The sequence below is a fragment of the Streptomyces sp. 184 genome, from assembly GCF_045781775.1.
GTDB lineage: Bacteria > Actinomycetota > Actinomycetes > Streptomycetales > Streptomycetaceae > Streptomyces.
The window spans coordinates 1,247,647-1,269,011 of sequence record NZ_CP123230.1 but is presented as its reverse complement, the minus strand read 5'-3'; the positions used below and the strand labels follow the sequence as shown (position 1 = coordinate 1,269,011).

The 21,365-nt window shown below is 69.7% G+C and carries 9 protein-coding genes and 1 pseudogene; 5 read left to right on the top strand and 5 right to left on the bottom strand.

Features of this window, described 5'->3' with window-relative positions:
• Positions 1-12 precede the first annotated feature (12 nt).
• Positions 13-768 carry an aminotransferase class IV gene (locus tag QBL21_RS05610; protein WP_407560866.1) on the top strand — a complete coding sequence of 252 codons (756 nt, stop codon included), beginning with the start codon at positions 13-15 and terminating at the stop codon, positions 766-768.
• On the opposite strand, the gene pabB is transcribed toward QBL21_RS05610, so the two are convergent.
• Entirely contained in the window at positions 738-2,897 is a 2,160-nt protein-coding gene (gene pabB / locus QBL21_RS05605) for an aminodeoxychorismate synthase component I (RefSeq protein ID WP_407560865.1), read from the bottom strand. The genes QBL21_RS05610 and pabB overlap by 31 nt on opposite strands.
• A 1,250-nt stretch (positions 2,898-4,147) precedes the next feature.
• Between pabB and QBL21_RS05600 the strand changes: the two genes are divergently transcribed.
• The 4 genes and pseudogenes from QBL21_RS05600 to QBL21_RS05585 form a co-directional block, all read left to right on the top strand.
• Positions 4,148-4,711 (top strand): DJ-1/PfpI family protein, encoded by a 564-nt coding sequence (locus tag QBL21_RS05600; RefSeq protein WP_407560864.1) that lies wholly within the window; start codon positions 4,148-4,150, stop codon positions 4,709-4,711.
• Between the two features lie 10 nt (positions 4,712-4,721).
• A complete protein-coding gene (locus QBL21_RS05595; protein ID WP_407560863.1) occupies positions 4,722-5,606 on the top strand; it encodes an alpha/beta fold hydrolase in 885 nt (294 codons plus the stop codon).
• A gap of 32 nt (positions 5,607-5,638) precedes the next feature.
• Positions 5,639-6,805, top strand: a complete 1,167-nt coding sequence (locus tag QBL21_RS05590; RefSeq protein WP_407560862.1) for an iron-containing alcohol dehydrogenase — start codon at positions 5,639-5,641, stop codon at positions 6,803-6,805.
• A 502-nt stretch (positions 6,806-7,307) separates the two neighbouring features.
• Positions 7,308-9,398 (top strand): annotated as a pseudogene (locus tag QBL21_RS05585) (ThuA domain-containing protein); the annotation flags it as partial.
• 85 nt (positions 9,399-9,483) lie between these two features.
• Here the strand turns inward: QBL21_RS05585 and QBL21_RS05580 are convergent.
• The 4 genes from QBL21_RS05580 to QBL21_RS05565 all read right to left on the bottom strand — a co-directional run bounded on the left by QBL21_RS05580 (position 9,484) and on the right by QBL21_RS05565 (position 21,056).
• Entirely contained in the window at positions 9,484-10,788 is a 1,305-nt protein-coding gene (locus tag QBL21_RS05580) for an RICIN domain-containing protein (RefSeq protein WP_407566316.1), read from the bottom strand.
• Positions 10,789-10,886: 98 nt separating this feature from the next.
• Positions 10,887-12,311, bottom strand: coding sequence for an endo-1,4-beta-xylanase (locus tag QBL21_RS05575; protein WP_407560861.1), 1,425 nt, complete (start codon positions 12,309-12,311; stop codon positions 10,887-10,889).
• A gap of 698 nt (positions 12,312-13,009) precedes the next feature.
• Positions 13,010-16,951, bottom strand: a complete 3,942-nt coding sequence (locus tag QBL21_RS05570; RefSeq protein ID WP_407560860.1) for a glycoside hydrolase domain-containing protein — start codon at positions 16,949-16,951, stop codon at positions 13,010-13,012.
• A 97-nt stretch (positions 16,952-17,048) separates the two neighbouring features.
• On the bottom strand, positions 17,049-21,056 hold the full coding sequence (locus QBL21_RS05565) for a glycoside hydrolase domain-containing protein (RefSeq protein WP_407560859.1): 4,008 nt from the start codon (positions 21,054-21,056) through the stop codon (positions 17,049-17,051).
• Positions 21,057-21,365 lie beyond the last annotated feature (309 nt).

Sequence of the window (21,365 nt, the reverse complement as noted above, 5' to 3'; positions counted from 1 at the left end):
AAGGAAAGTCACGTGGATGACGCAGGTCTCCAGAAGCTCGCGCTGCTCGGGTACGGCCACTTCACCTCGATGCGGGTCGACAACGGCTTCGTCCGCGGGCTGGGGCTGCATCTCGACCGACTGGTACGCGACTGCGCGACCGTCTTCGGCATGCCCCTGGACCGGGGGCGCGTCCTGGAACGCGTACGGGAGGCGGCAGACGGCCGGCCGGGCTCCTGGATCGCGCGTGTCACCGTCTTCGACCCGCACCTGGACGTGGGCCGCCCCGCCGACAACGGCCACCCCGCCATCGCCGTGACCGGCCGCAAGGCCCCGGCCCTGCCGGTGGCGCCGATCCGCGTCGCACCCGTGCGGTACGTCAGGGACTTCCCCGCGGTGAAGCACGTCGGCCTCTTCGGCGCGCTGCACGTCCGCCGGCAGGCCCAGCTCGCCGGCGCCGGCGACGCCCTCCTGCACGACGGCGACGGCGTGGTCTCCGAGGGCCCCACCTGGAACGTCGGCTTCATCCGCGACGACCGCGTGTGGTGGCCCGACGCGGCGGTGCTGCCGGGCGTCACCATGTCCCTGCTGCAAGGCGGCGGCCCCGACCAGGTCACGACCCGGATCACGCTCCGGGACGTCCGTCGGGCCGAGGCCGCCTTCGCCACCAACGCCGCCGTGGGGGTCCGGTCCATCTCGGCCGTCGGGGACACCGAGCTGCCGACCGGACACCCCGTGCTCGACATGCTGCGGAAGAGTTACCTGGCCGATGTGGGAGAGGAACTGTAGGCGGGGCCCGCCGACCCGCGTGAGCCGCTGTACCGCACCTCCTGCGGGTCGGGGAGCGCCTGGAGGGTCGCCGCGGCCTTGAGCAGCATCTCGGCGTACTCGTCGGCGGGATCGGAGTCGAGCACGATCGCGCCGCCCGCCCCCACCGTCAGGGCGTCGTCACGCACCACCGCGGTGCGGATGACGATGCTGAGGTCGGTGGCTCCCGTGGTGGAGAAGTAGCCGAGGGCGCCGGAGTAGATGCCGCGGGGCTGTCCCTCCAGCCGGTCGAGGATCTCCATGGACCGCTGTTTCGGAGCGCCGGTCATCGAACCGCCGGGGAAGCACGCGCGTACGGCGGCCACCGCGGTCACGTCCGGACGGAGCCTGCCGCGGATCGTGGAGACGAGTTGGTGCACGGTGGCGTAGCTCGCGGTCGCCAGGAACGCGGGGACCTCGACCGATCCGACGGCGCAGACCCGGCCCAGATCGTTGCGGAGGAGGTCGACGATCATCAGGTTCTCTGCCCGTGTCTTCGCGTCCGTCTGTAAGGCCCGGCGGAGCTTCTCGTCCAGGACCGGGTCGTCGCTTCGCGGCGCGGTGCCCTTGATCGGCCTGCTCTCCGCCATCCGGTGCCGGTCGACCTTCAGGAAGCGCTCGGGAGAGGAGCTGAGCACCCAGGTCTCCCCGAAGCGCAGCAGCGCGGCGTAGGGCGCGGGGTTGAGGGTGCGCAGGCGCCGGTAGAAGGCGGCGGGGTCGCGGGGTGCGGGCAGAGTGGCGGTGTTCGTCAGACACAGCTCGTAGCTCTCCCCCTCGCGCAGCAGCCGTTGGCACTCGGCGATGTCCCGGAGGTAGGCGGCTTCCGGGCGGGCGAACGCCCCGGGCGGAAGCCCCGGTACCAAACGGCCGCCCCGCGGTTCGGTACGCGGCAGAGGTACCGCGGCGCGAGGTCGGGGGCCGGGCAGTTCGGCGAGGATCCGGGCGACCGTCCGGAGCCATTCGTCCGCCTCCGCCTGCTTGTCGGCGGGGCACAGCGCCACCGCGTAGGTACGGCCCTCCTGGTGGTCGACGGCCACGAAGCGGTCGCAGAAGAGCCACTGGGCGTCCGGGGCGGTGCCGCGGTGAGCGTGCGGGGAACCGCAGTCCTGCCTGACCTCGTAGCCGAGGTAGCCCACGTATCCGCCGGTGAAGTCGAACGGCAGGTCGTGACCGGCGGTCACCGTCGTGGCGCGGAGCCGGGATTCGAGGACGTCGAAGAGGGAACCGGCGTACGCGGTCCGGCCCTGCCGCCCGCCGCGGATCTCGACGGAACCCTGGCCGGCCCGGTAGTCGATGACCTCTCCCAGCGGACCCTCGGCGTTGCCGAGGAAGGAGAAGCGGGAGTTGTTCCCCTCCACGCGCGCGCTGTCCAGCCAGAAGGCCGGGTCGCTGTCCCGGAAGAGCCTGTCGAAGACGGCCTCGGCGTCGACTTCACGGCCCACGCTGACGTGCCGCACGCGCAACGCGGGTGCGGGCAGGACGGGGGCCGCCGGCCGGGCGGCGGGGATCGGGCGGTGCCCGTTCGCGGTGGAGTGGGGGCGTCGCCGGCAGAGGCGCTGGAAGTTCCGGATCAGCAGCGCTCCGTACTCGGAGGAGACCGACTCCGGATGGAACTGCACGCCCCACCACGGGCGGGTGGCGTGCCGGACGGCCATGACCACACCGTCCTCGGCACGGGCGAGGGGCAGCAGCCCGTCCGGCAGGGGCTCGGCCAGGCACAGCGAGTGGTAGCGCACCGCGGTGAACGTCCGCGGGATGTCGCGGAAGAGGTCGTCCCCGGTGTGGGTGAGGGTGGTGAGGTGACCGTGCCGCGGCTGCGGCGCGGACACGACGCGCGCCCCCGCCGCCTCCCCGATGCCCTGGTGCCCGAGGCACACGCCCAGCACGGGAATCCGGCCGTGCCGGAGCGCCGCCCTGCACTGGCCGAAGTCGGCGTCCCGGCCGGGACGTCCGGGGCCGGGCGAGAGCACCACGGCGTCGTAGCGGTCGAGGTCGAGGGTCGCCCAGGCGGGATCGTCGTTGGAGATGACCTCCGGCTCGATTCCCAATTCGACGGCGATGAGCTGAAAGAGGTTATAGGTGTAGGAGTCGTAGTTGTCGACGAGCAGCAATTTGATGGCGGGCTCCGGGGTCGGGTCGATATACCGTCCCGAGACTTCAAGAACCGGTGTTCCGGAAAAGAAGGCACGGCAGACGGGACCAAGCTCCTCAGGTGATCAGGATAGCCCGGATATCCCACGCAATCGCCGTCCGGCCGGTAGATCGCCCGAAAGGGCGGCGCCGCCTGCTTGTTGCCCCTCGTCAAGCTCCCCAGAAGAGTGAACTGCCCTGCCGCGGGCTGCCGTTGCCCTGCACCGTCGCCTAGGGTGGCCCGGCGAAGAAACGAAACGCGGAGGAAATAAGCGTGAAAGTTCGTCCGCCCGACTCACCGCCGGCCGGCGGACCCGGTCTCGACAGCGCACTCCGGGAGCGCCTGGTCGCACCACCGTCGGCCGACGGGCCCGACCTCTACGCCGAAGACCCGGCGCGGGACGGGACACCAGGTCACAGCCGTCGTCCGCTCCCCCACCGCCATCGCCCAGGCCGCGCACCGCGCTTCCGCCCGGCGCGCACCTCGAATTCCGCGTCGCGGACGCCACCCGCCTGGACGACCTCGACGGCGGCTATGACACCGTCCTCAGCAGCGCCCTCTACCACGCGCTACCGAGGAACGCCCGCTCCGCGTACGCCGCGGCGGTCCACCGTGTGAGCAATCCAGGCGCACGCCTGCACCTTCTGTCTTTCGCAGACGACCTCCCGGAGAGCTACCCCCTGGATTCGGGAATCACCCGGGACGAGTTGCGTGCGGCATTCGGCGTGGCATTGGCGTATCGACGGTATCGAATGGGTCTACTACGACACGTCGTTCACGCCCGAGACGCTTGGTTCCGTGGGTTCCGCGCTGACGTCACGCGGCGGGTCCGGGGCCGGTCCGGAACGCGGAATTCATTGGCGGCGCGGCGAAGAAGGACACCTCCGGCTGAAGATGTGGTATCTCCTCGCCACCCGGAAATAGGGAACGTCCACGGCAACGCGGTCCCCTGCCGAATCGCCGGATCCGGCGACGTGATCCGGCAGGGGTGCGGGCGGGCAGCGTTCCCCGGCTCAGCCCGCCCCGCCCGGCCGCGTCTCGGGGCCGGCGCATCGTTTACACCTCGGAGGAGGAGCGCTACGCTCCGGCGGGAGCGCTCCCAAACGTATGACGTATACCAGCGGCGGCGGATGGCGGACCTGGACGTCGGGAGAGATGTGGACGCCGCCCCGGGACACCCGGGGCGGCAAGGACGTGCGCGCGATCAGGGCTGCCGAGAACGGAGGAACGATGAAGAAAGTGCTTGTGCTCGTCGGCGACGCAACCGAGGAACTTGACGCGATGTACCCGATCTTCCGCATGCGCGAGGCGGGCTTCCAGGCGGACGTCGCGGCGTTGACGCGCCGGGACGTGCAGTTGGTGATCCACGACTTCGAGCCGGAGTCGGACGCCTACACGGAGAAGAACGGGCGCAGGCTTCCGGTCGACCTGGCCTTCTCGGAGGTCGATCCGGCGGCGTACGCGGGCTTGATCATCCCCGGTGGCCGCGCACCCGAGTACATCCGCCTCGACGCCGACGTCCGTCGCATCACGGAGTACTTCTTCGCCCACGACCTGCCCGTGGGCACGGTCTGCCACGGGCCCCAGGTGCCGGCGGTCTACGGCCTCCTGAAGGGGCGCAGGACGGCCGCGTTCGGCCCGTTGGCCGGTGACATGGAGAACGCCGGCGCGACGGTCGTCGACGCGCCCGACGTCGTGGACGGGAACATGGTCTCCTGCCGGGGCTGGCCGGACATGCCGGAGTGGTCGCGGGCGTTCGTGTCGGTCCTTGAGCGCTCCAGCGCTCCTGACTGACCGCCGCCGCGTGGACTTTCCCGCGGGTGGCGCGCGCCCGGACGACGCGAGGACGACGCGCACCGGCATCGAGGGACGGACGGTCCGGGCCGCCGGGCGGGAGACCTATGTGCGCGAGGCGGGTTCCGGCCCGGCCGTCGTCCTGCTGCACGGCTCCGGCCCGGGCACCACGGGCGCGGCCTGGGAGCCTCTCATGGCCGCGATGGCGCCGGACTTCCGCGTCATCGCGCCCGACTTCGCCGGCTTCGGCCGGAGCGGGCCGCTCCCGGGTCCGGAGTGCGACGGGGAGCACCCCTACGGCCGCCGCGCGTGGACGGCGCAGGTCCTCTCGCTCCTGGACGAGCTGGCGCTGGACCGCTGCGCCGTCGTCGGCAACTCCCTGGGCGGCGCCGTCGCACTGTCGGTGGCCCACGCCCGGCCGCGTACGGTCACCCGGCTGGTGGGGATCGGCACCCTCGGGCTCGACATGCCGTTACCGCCGGGCCTCGACCAGCTCTGGGCGTACCGCCCCGGGCACGCGGCGGCCCGCGGGCTCCTCGAACTGCTCCACGTCGACGAGGCGTTCCGCACCGACGACGCCGTCGAGGCGCGGCTGACCGCCACGCTCGAACCGGGTCCGCGCGAGGCGTTCGCCGTCATGTTCCCGCCGCCGCGCGAGCGGTGGGTACGTGACCTCGCGCTGACCGCCGGCGAACTGGCGCAGATCCGGGCGCCCACGCTCCTGGTGCACGGCGTGGAGGACCGCGTCGTACCGCCGGAGTCCAGCACGCTGCGACTTCTGCACCTGCTGCCCGACGTGCGGGCCCACCTGTTCGGGGCGTGCGGGCACGCCTCGCCGGCCGAACGACCGACGGAGCTGCACCGGCTCCTGACGACCTTCCTGGAGGAGCCATAGACGACTTCGCGATCCTGCGCACACCCGCCCAGGTGATCTTCGGAACGGGGATGGCCTCGGCGGCAGGCCCTCTCGCCGCCGGGTACGGCGACCGGGCGCTGGTGGTCACCGATCCGAACATCGTCGGATCGCCCGGGTTCGAGTCGGTGCGCACCTCGCTGCACGAGGCGGGTGTCGACGTGGGCGTCTTCTCCGAAGCCGTCGTGGACGTACCGGAGAGCACCATCGCGCAGGCGGTCGAGTACGCCGCACCGTACCGCCCGGACGTGGTGGTCGCCGTCGGGGGCGGGAGCACCATCGACCTCGCGAAGGTCACGGCGCTGCTGGCGCGCCATCCGGGCCCGCTGAGCAGCTACTACCCCGTGGAGTCGGTGCCGGGTCCCGTACTGCCGCTGATCGCGGTGCCCACCACGGCCGGTACGGGCTCGGAGGTGACGCCGGTCTCGGTGATCACCGACGCGACGACGCGGATGAAGGTCGGCATCGCCAGCCGGCACCTCATCCCGCGGCACGCGCTGTGCGACCCGCTGCTGACCGTGGGTGCGCCGCGTACGGTGACCGCCCACTCGGGGATGGATGCGCTGGCCCACGCCGTGGAGTCCTTCATGGCAATACGCCGGCCCCCGACCGCGTCCACGGTGCTCGCCCGGCCGCAGGTCGGCAAGAACCCGCTCTCCGACACCCTCGCGCTGACCGCGGCCGGCGACATCTGCGCGAACCTGGCCCGCGCCGTCGAGGACGGGGACGATCTGGACGCCCGGTCGGCGATGCTCTACGGCAGCCTGCTCGCCGGCATCGCCTTCGGCAACGCCGGCGTCACCGCCGCGCACGCCCTCCAGTTCGCGGTCGGGGCGGCGACCCACACGTCGCACGGCCTCGGGACCGGGCTCCTGCTCCCGTACGTCATGGAGTTCAACCGACCGGCGCGCTCCGCCGAGATGGCCGCTCTGGCCGGGGTGATGGGCTGCACCGACCCCGTGGCGGCGGTCCACGCGCTGGGGCTGCGGGTCGGGCTGCCCGCATCGCTGGCCGAGATCGGGGTCGAGGCCGGTCAGGTCCGCCGACTGGCCGAGGACTCGGTCGGCATCAGGAGACTCGTCGACAACAACCCCGTGCCGCTCGACGTGGACGCGCTCGAACAGATCCTGACGGCGGCCTGGCACGGCGAGCCGCATCGGCTCAGCACGGCGCGCGTGTGAGATCACTTGTGGTGGCCGAGCAGGGTCGGTCGCTCACGACCAGGGGGTGATGCGGAAGCTATTGACGGTCCCCTGAACCGTCATCATCATACGTATCAACATTCAATCAGTCGACCAATGGTCGAAGTATCGAACGTCTGCCGCCCCAGGCACCGTTGGGGCCTCCCGCGGACCACCCGGCCGAACGCGGGCACGGGCACGGCGGGAGCGCGCGCTCTTCGCCACGGTTTTTTCCGTTCGGCCCCCGCACGTTGCTCGCCGTGCCGGCACCGCCGCGGCCGGTGGTCCACAGCCGGGGGCCGGCACCGCACGGGTGGCAGGCGTGCAGGGCGACACCCCGCACCGGCCGTCGGTCGACCGACACCCACCGGCTCCCGAACGGGGCCCGGACGCGAAGTCCGGCTCTCCGACCGGCGGTACGGGAGCCGCATTCCACCCGAGAGGAACCCCCCACATGAAGGAACACCACCGCAAACGCCCCCGCGCCCTCGTGGCGCTCGCCATGGCGCCGCTGCTCGCGACCGGCGGCTTATTGGCGACCGCGTCCCACGCGGAGGCCGCCGAGGCCCGGGTCCTGCTGTTCACCAGGGCCGTCGGCTACGTCCACGACTCCATACCGGCCGGCATCCGGATGTTCCAGGAGGAGGCGGCCGAGCAGGACATCGAGCTGGTCCAGACCGACGACCCGGCCGTCTTCGACGACGCGGAGCTGTCCGGCTTCGACGCCGTCGTCATGCTCCAGAACTCCGGCATGGTCTGGGACACCGACGAACAGCGCCAGGCCATGCAGGACTACGTTTCCGGCGGCGGGGGCGTGGTGGCCGTCCACAACAGCCTCGACGCGGGCATCGAGGGCGAGTTCCCCTGGTGGGACGAGACCGTCAACGGCGGCGCCCACATGCCCGGCCACGCCGCCGGCATCCAGGACGGCACCGTCCGGATCGAGGACCCGGACCACCCCTCGACCCAGGATCTCCCCGGGTCCTGGACGCGGCCCGAGGAGTGGTACAACTTCGCCCCCAACCCGAGGCCGAACGTCCATGTGCTCGCCACCGTGGACGAATCGACCTACGACCCGGGCCAGTTCGCGATGGGCGAGGACCATCCCATCTCCTGGTGCAGCGTCGCCTCCGGCGGAAAGGTCTGGGCCACCGCCATGGGTCACGACGCCGCCTCCTACGCGGAGGAGGATTTCCGCAACCACGTGATGGGCGGCGTGCAGTGGGCGTCGGGCAACCTGCCGGGAGAGTGCGGGCAGGACGCACCCGACCAGGACGCCTTCGAGAAGGTGACGCTCGACGACGACACCGCCGACCCCATGGAACTGGACGTCGCACCGGACGGCCGCGTGATCTACATCCAGCGCGGCGGCGCGGTGCGCGTCTTCGACCCGGCAACCGGATCCACCACGACCGCCGGAACCCTCAAGGTGTACACGGGCGGTGAGGACGGGCTCATCGGGCTGGCCCTCGACCCGGACTTCGCCGCCAACGGCAGGATCTATCTCAACTACTCCCCCGCCGACAGCGCGGAAGACGTCAACAGAGTGTCCGCCTTCACCCTTGAGGGAAACACCCTGGACCTGGCCGGCGAGCAGCGGGTACTCGACGTCCCCGCCTACCGGGACCGGACGTTCCCGGAGCCCGGCCACACCGGTGGCGGCATCGAGTTCGGCCCGGACGGCAGCCTGTACATCGGTACGGGCGACGACACGGCACCCAACCTCGACCCGGCCTGGCAGGGCTACGCCCCGCTGGACTGGCGCGCGGGCCGTGAGATGCAGGACGCGGCGCGCACCGCCGGCAACACCGACGACCTGCGCGGCAAGATCCTGCGTGTCCAGCCCACGGACGGCGGCGGATACAGCATCCCTGACGGCAACCTCTTCCCCGCGGGGACGGCGAACACCCGCCCCGAGATCTACGCCATGGGCTTCCGCAACCCCTTCCGCTTCTCCGTGGACCCCGCCACCGGCGCCGTGCACATGGCCGACTACGGACCTGACCGCCGCGGTTCGACCGACGGCCGCGGCCCCGCGGGCATGGGCGAGTACAACGTCATCACCGAGCCCGGCAACTACGGCTGGCCCTTCTGCCACGGCGACAACCAGCCCTACGCCCCCTACAACCCCGACAACGGCCAGGTCGGCCAGAAGTTCAACTGCGCCGACCCCGTCAACGAGTCGCCGAACAACTCCGGACTGAGGGAGCTGCCGCCCGTCCAGATGCCCCAGATGTGGTACGGCTACGACTCCTCACCGCAGTTCCCCGAGCTGGGCGCGGGCGGCATCGCCCCGATGGCCGGACCCGTCTACCGCTTCGACGCCGACAACCCCTCCACCACCAGGTTCCCGCAGTCGTTCGACGGCTCGGCGTTCTTCTACGAGTGGGATCGCAACTTCATCAAGGAGATGCGCTTCGACGGGAGCGGCGACCTGGGGTCCGTCAACGACTTCATGTCCGGCACCAGGCTCACCAGGCCGATGGACATGACCTTCGGCCCGGACGGCTCGCTCTACCTCCTGGAGTGGGGCAGTTCCTTCGGCGGCGGCAACGACGACTCCGGCCTCTACCGCATCGACCACGTGGGCGGCGGCTGAGAGTTCGCCGGCACGCCGCGGGCGGACGGCGACGGAGTGGAGCCAGGTTCGTCCTGGCTCCACTCCGCGGTGGGGCGTGTCACTGGAACTGTGCGAAGAACCTCCAGATCTCTGCCTTGGTCCAGGTGGTGACGCCGCTTTCGTTGGTGGAGCCGTCGACCGGACCGGGGATGTGGCCGCCGTCGAACGCGGCCCACTGCACCGGGTATCCGGCGCGGCAGCCCGCGTAGGTGGTGGTGACGTGCGTTCGGCTGCCCGCTGCGGGCTCGCGCGGGCTTTGTGGGGTGCAGCCGTTGTTGCTGACGAACTTGTCGCGCAGGGACCGTCCTTGGGAGATGTTGAGGACGGAGTCGCTGATGCCGTGGATGCCGAAGTAGGCGATGGGCTGGGTGCCGCCGCTGCATCCGCTGATCTGGGCGCCGGAGATGACCGCGACGGCCCTGAAGACGTTCGCCCGGCTGCATGCGAGTGCGTAGCTCATGCCGCCGCCCCAACTGAATCCGGTGGCGAACCGCTGTGCCGGGTCGACACAGAGGTCGCCCTCGATTCGCCGGATCATGTCGTCGACGAAGGTGACGTCCTCACCGTTCGCATTGGCCCAGCCATTCCCGAAGCCCTGGGGGGCGACGAGGATCGCGCTGTTGTTCGACTGTTCTTGCTGGCCGTAGTAGGACCAGGCGGTCCCGCTCGTTCCGCCCGAGGCGACGTCGCCGGCGGTTCCGCCCCGCCAGTGGAACGCGAAGATCAGCCGGTAGGGGTGGCTGTTGTCGTAGTTGGCGGGGACCCTGAGGATGAAGCTGCGGTTCTGACCGCCGCTTTGGATCGTGTGCGTACCGCTGGTCAGGGTCGGCGCGCTGCCGCATCCGCCGCCGCCGCCGTCGGACGACAGCTTGATCATCTGCCATTGCTGGCTGGCGCCGCCCCCGTCGGTGTACTGGACGACGCCGGCGCCGTCGGCGGTGGAGCCGCCCTGCACCTGCACCGCCTTGCCGCTGTTGCGGTTGATCAGCCGGACGTGGCCCGCGTCGGAGTCGGCCAGGCGGAACTGCTGGTTGGCCCCGTTGTGGTCGGTCCACTGCTGGATCGCGGCACCGTCGGCGGTGGAGACGCCGGCCACGTCGAGGACCTTGCCCGAATGCCGGGCCTTGAGCCGGTAGAAGCCGTCGCCGGAGTCCACGAACTGCCACTGCTGGTTCTCTCCGTCGTGGCGCGTCCACTGGCTGACCCGCGCGCCGTCGGCGGTGGACACTTCGGCGACGTCGAGCGCCTTGCCGCTGTTGCGGTTGACCAGGACGTACCAGGCACTGGTGTCCACCGTCGCCGCCTCGGCGGGCGCCGGGTTCACCACGGCGAGCATGCCGAGCGCGAGGGTCGCGGCCACCAGGGCGGCGATCCGGGACCACAGGCGTTGTCTTCGTGGCGGGGCGGAGGAGGCCGCACCGTAGGTCTTCATCGATTCACCCTTTCGTTCGACAGGTCCCCTCAGGTGCGGGTCCAGCGTTGGTTGCTGCTGTTCGAGCAGGTGTAGAGCTGGACCGGGTTGCCGTTGGCGCTTCCGGAGGCGTCGAGGCAGAGGCCGGACTGGACGCCGACGATGGATCCGTCGGAGTTGACGCGCCACTTCTGGTTGTCGCCGCCCCAGCAGCTATAGATCTGGACTCTGGTGCCGTTGCCGGTGCCGGCGGCGTCCAGGCACTTGTTGCCGTAGACCCGCAACTCGCCGGCGGTGGTGGAGGTCCACTGCTGATTGGTGCCGCCGTGGCAGTCCCACAGCTGGAGCTGGGTGCCGTCGGCGGTGCTGGCGTTCGGCACGTCCAGGCAGCGGCCCGAACCGACGCCCTTGAGCGGTCCGGAACCGTCAGGCGGCGTGGTGGAGTCGCCGTTGAGCGCGTTGAGGACGGCGGTGTACGCGGGCTTCTTGCTGCCGTCGCCGTTGAACAGCAGCGGCGTGTCCTGCGCCCGCCAGGAGTCGGTGTCGCGCACACCCCAGACGGTGATGCCGAGGCAGCGCGGGACGGCCAGGCAGTCGTTGGTCACGTTGGCGTACGTCGTGGGCGAGGCGCCCTGGATGTCGAGTTCGGTGATGGCCACGTCGACGCCGAGGGCGGCGAAGCTCTCCAGGGTGGTGCGGAAGTTGCTGTTGTAGGGGCTGCCGCTGTTGAAGTGCGACTGGAAGCCGACGCAGTCGATCGGTACGCCGCGCTGCTTGAAGTCCCTGACCATCGCGTACACGGCCTGGGTCTTGGCCCAGGTCCAGTTCTCGATGTTGTAGTCGTTGTAGCAGAGCTTGGCGGCGGGGTCGGCGGCGCGCGCGGTGCGGAAGGCGACCTCGATCCAGTCGTTGCCGGTGCGCTGGAGGTTGGAGTCGCGCCGCGCTCCCGAGTTGCCGTCGGCGAAAGCCTCGTTCACGACGTCCCACTGGACGATCTTGCCCTTGTAGTGGCCCATCACGCCGTTGATGTGGCCGATCATCGCCTGGCGCAGCGTGCCGCCGCTGAGGCTCTGCATCCAGCCGGGCTGCTGGGCGTGCCAGGCCAGGGTGTGGCCGCGCACCTCTTTTCCGTTCTGCACCGCCCAGTTGTAGACGCGGTCACCGGCGGTGAAGTTGAACTGGCCGCGCTGCGGCTCGGTGGCGTCGATCTTCATCTCGTTCTCGGCCGTCACCGAGTCGAACTCGCGGCTCGCGATCGACGTGTACGCCGAGTCGCCCAGCCTGCCCGAGGCGATGGCGGTGCCGAAGTAGCGGCCGCTCTGCGCCGCCGCGGCGCCGAGCGTGCTCTCGGCGGCCTGCGCGGGCGGGGGCGCGGCCAGCGTGGCGACCGCACCGAGGACACCGACGACCAGCGTCAGCAGCAGGCCGCGGAGCTTCCGGCGGATAGCGGCTCTGGGAAGGGCATAAGAGCCCATGACTGTGCCTCCAAAGTAGAGATCACGGAAGGACTGAAGCGCGGGGGAATGCGTCGTCCGCTCCCACTCGGCGCTCGGACGGGGCGGGCCGGATCGACACGGGCACGGGGGTGCTCCCTAGCGGCTCTGCCGGGGGACCGCCACGCGGCGTCGCGTACCTCTCCAACTGCGCGAAGAGCCAGGACGCACTGGTGCGAACCTCACCGGGGACGAAACGGGTGGCGCAGGTGCTTTGGTGCGCGGATCTGTCGTGCAGCAGTGCGTGGGGGACTGCCGTGCGGTGCGGACTGCTCAGGGCCGAAGTTCGAGATATCGAACTGTGGTCAGCCCCTCAGACATGGATGATTGAGGGACCGGCCAAGGATCGTCAACACTTCCCGCAGAAAAAGTTTCCGCGTGCCTCTCGAAAATTTCGGAACCGGGCACGGGGCCCAGGGCCAAGGGGGCCGGGACCGGGGTGGCGGGCAGACGCCGGGTGTCGTGCGGACAGATCGACGACAGGTCCTGTCCAGGGAGACCTACACACCTGGCTTGCGTCGTCGGAACATGCGGGAACGCCTCGAAACACTTTCGAGGCGTTCCCTGCCCCCGGCCGGACCGCAGCCGCCCGACGACAGCCTGAGTGTCGTCGGGCGGCGGTCGACCACGGCTCGCGCCGGTAGCCGGACGGCTCCGGTGCGGCGGAGCCGTGCGGATGCTTACGGAAGTTCTCGGATGGCTATCGCGTCGTAGACCATCCAGGAGCCTGCGGTGCTGGTGAGGGTGACGGTGTTCCGGCCGGTGCGGAGCCGGTCGGCGGGGAGGGTGACGTCGAGGGTGCTGGGGCGGATGGCGGCGTCGCTGCCGCCCTCCCACTGGAAGCCCTGGCCGCCGCCCTTGGGCAGGGCGACGGTGGTCGACGGCCCGTCGTTGAGGGAGAGTTCCACGGTCGGCGGGCCGGATTCCTGGGTGTCGATGAGCCAGGCGGTGAGGGCCAGGTCGCCGGTGGGTGCCTGGTCGAGGTCGAAGCGGAGGGTGAAGGTGTGGGGCTTGGCGCCGGCCCAGGCGTCGTTGGGGCCGGGGTGGATGTAGCTCCATGCGGTGGCGGGGTCGCTGGTGCCGATGGTGAAGTCGACGTCGTCGGGGAAGGCCGTGGGGTAGTCGCCGAAGCGGGCCGGGGACAGGGCGAACTCCCCCGTGGCCAGGTCGACGGCACCGACCAGGGCGACCTTCCGGCTCACGGTCGCTGTCAGCTCACGGCTGAAGTCGCCCTCCCCCCATTGACCGGTGAGCGTCAGCGACTCCTCGCCCGACCTCTCCGCCGGCGGGGTGAGGGTGAACGTGGTCCCGGTCTTGCCGCCGGCGGGCACGTCGAGCGACCGGTTTGCGGGCTCGACGGTCCAGCCATCCGGCGCCTTCAGGCTGACATCGACGGAGTGTGCCCGGTCCAGGTCATTGCTGTTCACCTGCACCCGGACGGTCGACGGAGTGCCTTGCAGCAGGATCAGCCGCTCCGGGACGGTCTCGATGGAGAGGGCGGGTGCGACGTGGATGTAGGTGATGGCGTCGGGTAGTTCGGTGCCGTCGCCTGCCTGTCCGCTGATCACGACGCGGTGCAGTCCGGAGGGGGTGTCGGCGGCGACGCGCAGGGTGAGGTCCCGCTCGGCGGTGTCACCGGCAGGTGCGGTGAGTCTTCCGCGGTCGGGCTCGATCGTGATGCCGGCGGGCGCGTGGGCGTGCCAGGTGGCCTTGACCGGTCGGCCGGTGAGGTTGCGGGCGGCCAGGGTGAGGGTGCCGGCCTCGCCGGAGTCGACCCGTACGGTGTCGCGGGTGGTGTGGAGGACCGCGGGCGCCTCCGGGGACTTCGAGGGCGGGAGTTCGGCGACGCCCCAGTCCTTGTTGGGCTCGGGGCCCATCCAGAGTTCCAGGGTGCCGCCGGCGGTGAGCCGGTCGTGGTGGAACCAGGCGTTGTCCTGCCGCCGCCCGTCGAGCGTGGCCCGCTGGATGTACATGTGCTCGGCAGAGTTGTCGTGGGTGACGATCCGGAACGTACGGCCGCGGTAGTACTCCGGGTGCAGTCGGACGGTGACCGCGTCGAACACCGGCGAGGTGATGTCGTACACCGGCCGCGACAGACTCGCGCCCGTCACCTCGAACAACCCCATCGCCATCAGGGCGCTCATCGACCCCATCTGGCCCTGATCCTCGTCGAAGTGGCCGTAGCCGTCGGTCGTCGAGGTCGCGCCGTAGGTCTTCTCCTTCACCTGCCGTACCCAGTACTGGGTCAACCACGGATGTCCCACGTAGTTGAAGAGGTGCGCCACCTGCAACCCGGGCTGGTTGCCGTAGCTGACGTGGCCCTTCCCGTACTCGGCGATGAAGTTCGCGTCGGCGGACTGCTCGAAGGCGTAGTTCAGCTTGTCGGCGTACGCCTTCCGCCCGCCGAGCCTGTTGGCCAGGGCGATGACGTCGTGAGAGGTGAACCAGGTCGCCTGCCATGCGTTCGCCTCGACGAAGTCGTCGTGCGACAGCGGGTCGAACGGGTCCTGCCAGTGGCCGTTCATGCCGCGGGGCCGGATGAATCCGGTGGACCGGTCGAAGAGATTCCGCCAGTTCCCCGACCTCTCGATCAGGAAGGCACCCATATCGGTGTCGTCCCACACCTCGATCTCGTTGAGCCCCACGTTCTCACCGGTGCCACCCGTGGCCTCGAACCTCACCCAGCTCACCCGCCTGGGCCGGAAAGCCACCGCCTTGCCCCGGCCATCGGCCGGGATACCACTCACCTTCACCGACGACCCGTCGCTGAACACCAGCACACCGGAATTCACCCGCGAATCACCCGCAGACCGGTCGCTGACCACCACCTTGTGAACCCGCTTACGCTCCGCCCAGCTCAGCTTGATCCACGGCTTACGCTCCCTCGACGCCCACCCCACGTTCACCGGCTCGGTCACACTCGAACGCGCCGGCCGCCCATCCACCGCACGCACACCCGCCAACGTCGAATCATTCACCTCCGACGACACCGACACCTCGGCGAACTGCGCCACATTCAGACCCGACTTCCCCAACCGCCGAGCCAACTGACCCAGCGTCCAATCCTGGAACGAGTACTCCAGCGTCTGTCCCGCGCCGCCCTCAAGCGGCCCGCCGCACACCTCGTTCGGCACGTATCCGAGGTCGAAGTAGTGGCGGGCGCCGCCGCAGCTTCCCCAGCGCCCGTACTCGAACGCACCGGCCTCGAAGAGGCCGCCGAGCGAGTGGGCGTCGAGCATGGCCTCGTACGCGAGGTCGATGTCGAAATCCCGGATGCCCTTGTTCCAGGCACCGCTGATGAACGAGGTCACCGGCGATCCGGTCATCACCCACGAGTAGTCGCCGGCGACGGGGCCCCGCGGCAGCAGCCCGCCGTCCTCGTACATCCGCAACTGCGACTGCACGATGCTGGAATAGATCTCCGGATAGGCCAGCCCCAGCACCGTGTTGAGATTCCACTGCGTCAACCACAGCGCGTCGTAGTTGTACATCGCGAACCGCGGCACACCGCGGGCGTCCGACGGGATCTTGTTGACCTTGCGGTGCTGCCAGGTGTTGTCGAGGTACGTACCGTCGGTGTCGCTGATCACGCTGCGCCCGCACAGGACGTGGAACATGTCCGTGTAGAACTTCACCTGCTGCTGCTCGCTGCCACCCTCGACATCGATCCGGCCCAGCAACCGGTTCCAATGCTCCTGCGACGCCGCCTTCACCGCGTCGAAATCCCAACCCGGCAGCTCCGCCGCCAGATTCCGCCGCGCCCCCGCCACCCCGGTGAACGACAGGGCCACCTTCACCTGCACCTGCGCACCCGCATCAAGGCGGTCGTAACGGACGTAGAACCCCGCGTTGTCGCCCTCGACCTCCTCGACCGCGGCCCCGCCCTCGACAAGCTCGCCGCCCGCCCAGCCGCGCATGGAGTCGAAGGCCCGGTCGAACCGGATGCTGAAGAAGAGCTGGTTACTGTGTGCGGGATATCCGGTGCCGTGCTGGAAGACATAGCCTTCCACCTCGCGATTGCTGCGCCTGGTGATCCGGGCGTTCTTCATGACCGCCTCGCCCAGCGTTCCGCCGAGGTTGACGAGGATCTCGCTGGGGCCGGCGTCGTCGTACGTGTAACGGTGCAGCCCGACCCGATCCGTGCAGGTCAACTCGGCGGTGATGCCGTACCGGTCCAGATGCAGCCTGTGGTAACCGGGCTCCGCCACCTCACCCACATCGTGGTTCACAAACGACTGCCACCCGGTATCACCCTCCAGCTTCGGCACCTCCGCACCCGACGTCGGCATCACCTGCACACCGGCGATCTGCCAGCAGTGCAGATGGCTGAAGCCCTTGACCTCGTTCTCCTTGTGCAGATAGCCCGTTCCCCATGCCGTGTGGGTGCTGGTGTCCGGACGCAGCTTGACCATGCCGAAGGGATTGCTCGCCGACTGGAAGAAGAAGAACCGGCCCCGGTCGGCCTCCACCCAGGGATTCACGAGCTTCACGTAGTCCCGGCCCGCCTGCCCGCCGGCGCCGTCCTCCGACGTTGCCGCCCAGGCGCTACCGGGTCCGTAGGCACCGACCACGCCGGCGCCCAGCATTCCGCCGGTGGACAGGAGGAGACGGCGACGAGACATTCCACCGATGGCTTTCCTTGCGGGCATGACAATCCCCTGTCGATCGTTTGGGCACGGTTGACGAGCTGGACGCGCGGTCTTACGCGGTGGACTGCGGCTACGGCGTTTCGCGGATGGCGAGGGCGTCGTAGACGAACCAGGAGCCGGCGGTGTTGGTGAGGGTGACGGTGTTCCGGCCGGCCTGGAGCCGGTCGGCGGGGAGGACGACGTCGAGGATGCCGGGGCGGATGACTCCGCCGGCTCCGTCGCCCCAGTGGAAGCCGTCACCGCCACCGCCGGGCAGGTTGACGGTGGTGGCAGGCCCGTCGTTGAGGGAGAGCTGTACGGTCGGGCCGGACTGCTGGGTGTCGATGAGCCAGGCGGTGAGGGCAAGATCGGTGGTGGGTGCCTGGTCGAGGTCGAAGCGGAGGGTGAAGGTGTGGGGCTTGGCGCCGGCCCAGGCGTCGCTGGGGCCGGGGTGGATGTAGCTCCATGCGGTGGCGGGGTCGCTGGTGCCGATGGTGAAGTCGACGTCGTCGGGGAAGGCCGTGGGGTAGTCGCCGAAGCGGGCCGGGGACAGCGCGAACTCCCCCGTCGCCAGATCGACGTCGCCGAGGCGGGCGACGGCCCGGTGGACGGTGGCGGCGGGCTGGTGCTCGGCGCTGCCCCACTCGCCCTGCGCGAGCACCGTGAGGGTCTGCGGTCCGACGACCCCCTGCGGCGGGGTGACGGTGAAGGTGGTGGCGGCGCTCGCCCCGGCGGGGACCTGCACGGTGCGGGTGACCGGCTCGACCTGCCAGCCCTCGGGGGTACGCAGGGAGACGTCGGCGCCGAGGTCCTGGTCGTCGTTGCCGGTCAGCCGCACCTGGAAGGTGACGGGGGCGGATTCCAGCAGGTGCAGCTCCGCCGGCTCGGTCTTGATCGAGAGCGCGGGTGCGACGTGGACGTAGGCGATGGCGTCGGGTAGTTCGGTGCCGTCGTCGGCGTGTCCGCTGATCACGACGCGGTGCAGTCCGGAGGGGGTGTCGGCGGCGACGCGCAGGGCGAGGTCGTGCTCGGTGGTGTCGCCGGCGGGTGCGGTGAGCCTGCCGCGGTCGGGCTGGATCGTGATTCCGGCGGGCGCGTGGGCGTGCCAGGTGGCCTTGACGGGTCGGCCGGTGAGGTTGCGGGCGGCCAGGGTGAGGGTGCCGGTTTCACCGGAGTCGACGCGCACGGTGTCGCGGGTCGTGTGGAGGACCGCGGGTGCTTCCGGGGACTTCGACGGCGGGAGTTCTGCGACGCCCCAGTCCTTGTTGGGCTCGGGGCCCATCCACAGTTCCAGGGTGCCGCCTGCGGTGAGCCGGTCGTGGTGGAACCAGGCGTTGTCCTGCCGCCGCCCGTTGAGGGTGGCCCGCTGGATGTACATGTGCTCGGCAGAGTTGTCGTGGGTGACGATCCGGAACGTACGGCCGCGGTAGTAGTCCGGGTGGAGCCGAACGGTGACGGCGTCGAACACCGGTGAGGTGATGTCGTACACCGGCCGCGACAAACTCGCGCCCGTCACCTCGAACAATCCCATCGCCATCAGGGCACTTATCGACCCCATCTGACCCTGATCCTCGTCGTGCCCTCCGTATCCCTTCGTCGTGGAGGTGCCGCCGTACGTGATCTCCTTGACCTTGCGCACCCAGTACTGGCTCAGCCATGGATGTCCCACGTAGTTGAAGAGGTGCGCCATCTGAAGGCCGGGCTGGTTGCCGTAGTTGACGTACGCGTCCTCGTCGCCGTTCTGTCCGGCCCCCGTGAACTCGGCCTCCTCGGACCGCTCGAAGGCGCCGTTGAGCTTGTCGGCGTACGCCGTCCGTCCGCCCAGCCTGTTGGCCAGCCCGAGGGTGTCGTACGAGGCGTACCAGGTGGCCTGCCACGAGCTGGCCTCGACGAAGTCGTCGGGGGACAGCGGGTCGAAGGGGTCTTTCCAGCGGCCGTTGGAGTCCCTGGGCCGGATGAATCCGGTGGACCGGTCGAAGAGGTTGCGCCAGTTCCCCGACCTCTCGATCAGGAAGGCACCCGCGTCGGTGTCGTCCCACACCTCGATCTCGCCGAGCCCGACGTTCGCACCGGTGCCGCCGGTTGCCTCGAACCTCACCCAGCTCACCCGCCTGGGCCGGAAAGCCACCGCCTTGCCCCGGCCATCAGCGGGAATACCACTCACCTTCACCGACGACCCGTCGCTGAACACCAGCACACCGGAATTGACCCGCGAGTCACCCTCGGACCGGTCGCTGACCACCACCTTGTGGACCCGCTTACGCTCCGCCCAGCTCAGCTTGATCCACGGCTTCCGCTCCTTCGACGCCCACCCCACGTTCACCGGCTCGGTCACACTCGAACGCGCCGGCCGCCCGTCCACCGCACGCACACCCGCCAACGTCGAATCGTTCACCTCCGACGACACCGACACCTCGGCGAACTGCGCCACATTCAGACCCGACTTCCCCAGCCGCCGCGCCAACTGACCCAGCGTCCAATCCTGGAACGCGTACTCGACGGTTTCACCGGCGCCGCGGCTCCGCCATTCGGCGTGCAGGTCGTGGGGTACGTACCCGATGTCGAGATAGGCGCGGCCCCCGGCGTGGTTCTCGCCCCAGGTGGCGTATTCGTACGGCGCCTTGTCGAAGAGGCCGCCGAGCGAGTGGGCGTCGAGCATGGCCTCGTAGGCGAGGTCGATGTCGAAGTCCCGGATGCCCTTGTTCCACGCGCCGCAGATGAACGATGTGGCCGGGGAACTGGTCATGACGAAGGAGTAGTTGCCGGCCACGGGGCCCCGCGGCAGCAGCCCGCCGTCCTCGTACATCCGGAGCTGAGACTGCACGATGCTGGAATAGATCTCCGGATAGGCCAGCCCCAGCACCGTGTTGAGATTCCACTGCGTCAACCAGATTGCGTCGTAGTTGTACATCGCGAACCGCGGCTGCCCCGACCTGTCGAGCGGGAGCCGACCGATCCGCTGGCGGCTCCACGTGTCGTCGAGGTACGTGCCGTCGACGTCGCTGATCACGCTGCGCCCGCACAGGACGTGGAACATGTCCGTGTAGAACTTCACCTGCTGCTGCTCGCTGCCGCCCTCGACATCGATCCGGCCCAGCAACCGGTTCCAATGCTCCTGCGACGCCGCCTTCACCGCATCGAAATCCCAACCCGGCAGCTCCGCCTCCAGGTTCCTCCGCGCACCCGCCACACCGGTGAACGACAATGCCACCTTCACCTGCACCTGCGCACCCGCATCGAGACGGTCGTAACGGACGTAGAAGCCCGCATCGTCGCCCTCGACCTCATCGACCGCGGCCCCGCCCTCGACAAGCTCACCGCCCGCCCAGCCGCGCATGGAGTCGAAGGCCCGGTCGAACCGAATGCTGAAGAAGAGCTTCGTGTGCTTGTTGTCGCTCTTGCCGTAGTAGTAGCCGTTGGCGAGCGTGCCGGCCTGTGCCACATATCCCTCGATCACCCGGTCGCTCACCTTGGTGACGTGGGCGTCCTGCATCTCGGCCTCACCGAGCACACCGCCGAGGTTGACGACGATCTCGCTCGGACCGGCGTCGTCGTACATGTAACGGTGCAACCCGACCCGATCCGTGCAGGTCAACTCGGCGGTGATGCCGTACCGGTCCAGATGCAGCCTGTGGTAACCGGGCTCCGCCACCTCACCCACATCGTGGTTCACATGCGACTGCCACCCGGTATCACCCTCCAGCTTCGGCACCTCCGCACCCGACGTCGGCATCACCTGCACACCGGCGATCTGCCAGTCGTGGAGGTGGCTGAAGCCCTTCACGTGGGACTCGCTCCTGCGGTAGCCGGTGCCCCAGACCGAGTGGGTGCTGGTGTCCGGACGCAGCTTGACCATGCCGAAGGGATTGCTCGCCGACTGGAAGAAGAAGAACCGGCCGACGTCCGCCTCCACCCACGGGTCGACGAGGCGCACGTAGTCGCGGGAGGGACCGGCCGAGGGCGCGCCCTCAGGCACGGCCGCGGAAGCCGTACCTCCGCGGGCGGCTGCTCCCAGGGTGCTCACGGCGAGCAGTCCGCTGGTGGAGGCGAGGAAGCGCCGGCGGGACGGGTCCGGAGCGGGCGGATCGGTCTGCGACATGTCTCTGCCTTGTCTATGCGGCGGCTCACGGGACCTGTTGGTCAGCACCCCTGGCGGTCGGCCGACCGGCTCGGGTGGTGGAGGCTCGGGGAGAGTTATCGTTACCATGCTCCAGTGCGGTTGGAACGTAAGGGCCCGATCCGCCAGCGTCAAGAGGGTGCGCGCACCTCGGTCGAGACACACTCCCCTGACCTGGCACGAAGAAGATCGACCGTACCGGCCCGGCGAACTCCTCCTCGCCAAGCGGGCTTTGCGTTGCCCAGGCATACCGCTCTACGTGAAGATAGCGTTACCATCGCAGCGGAACGC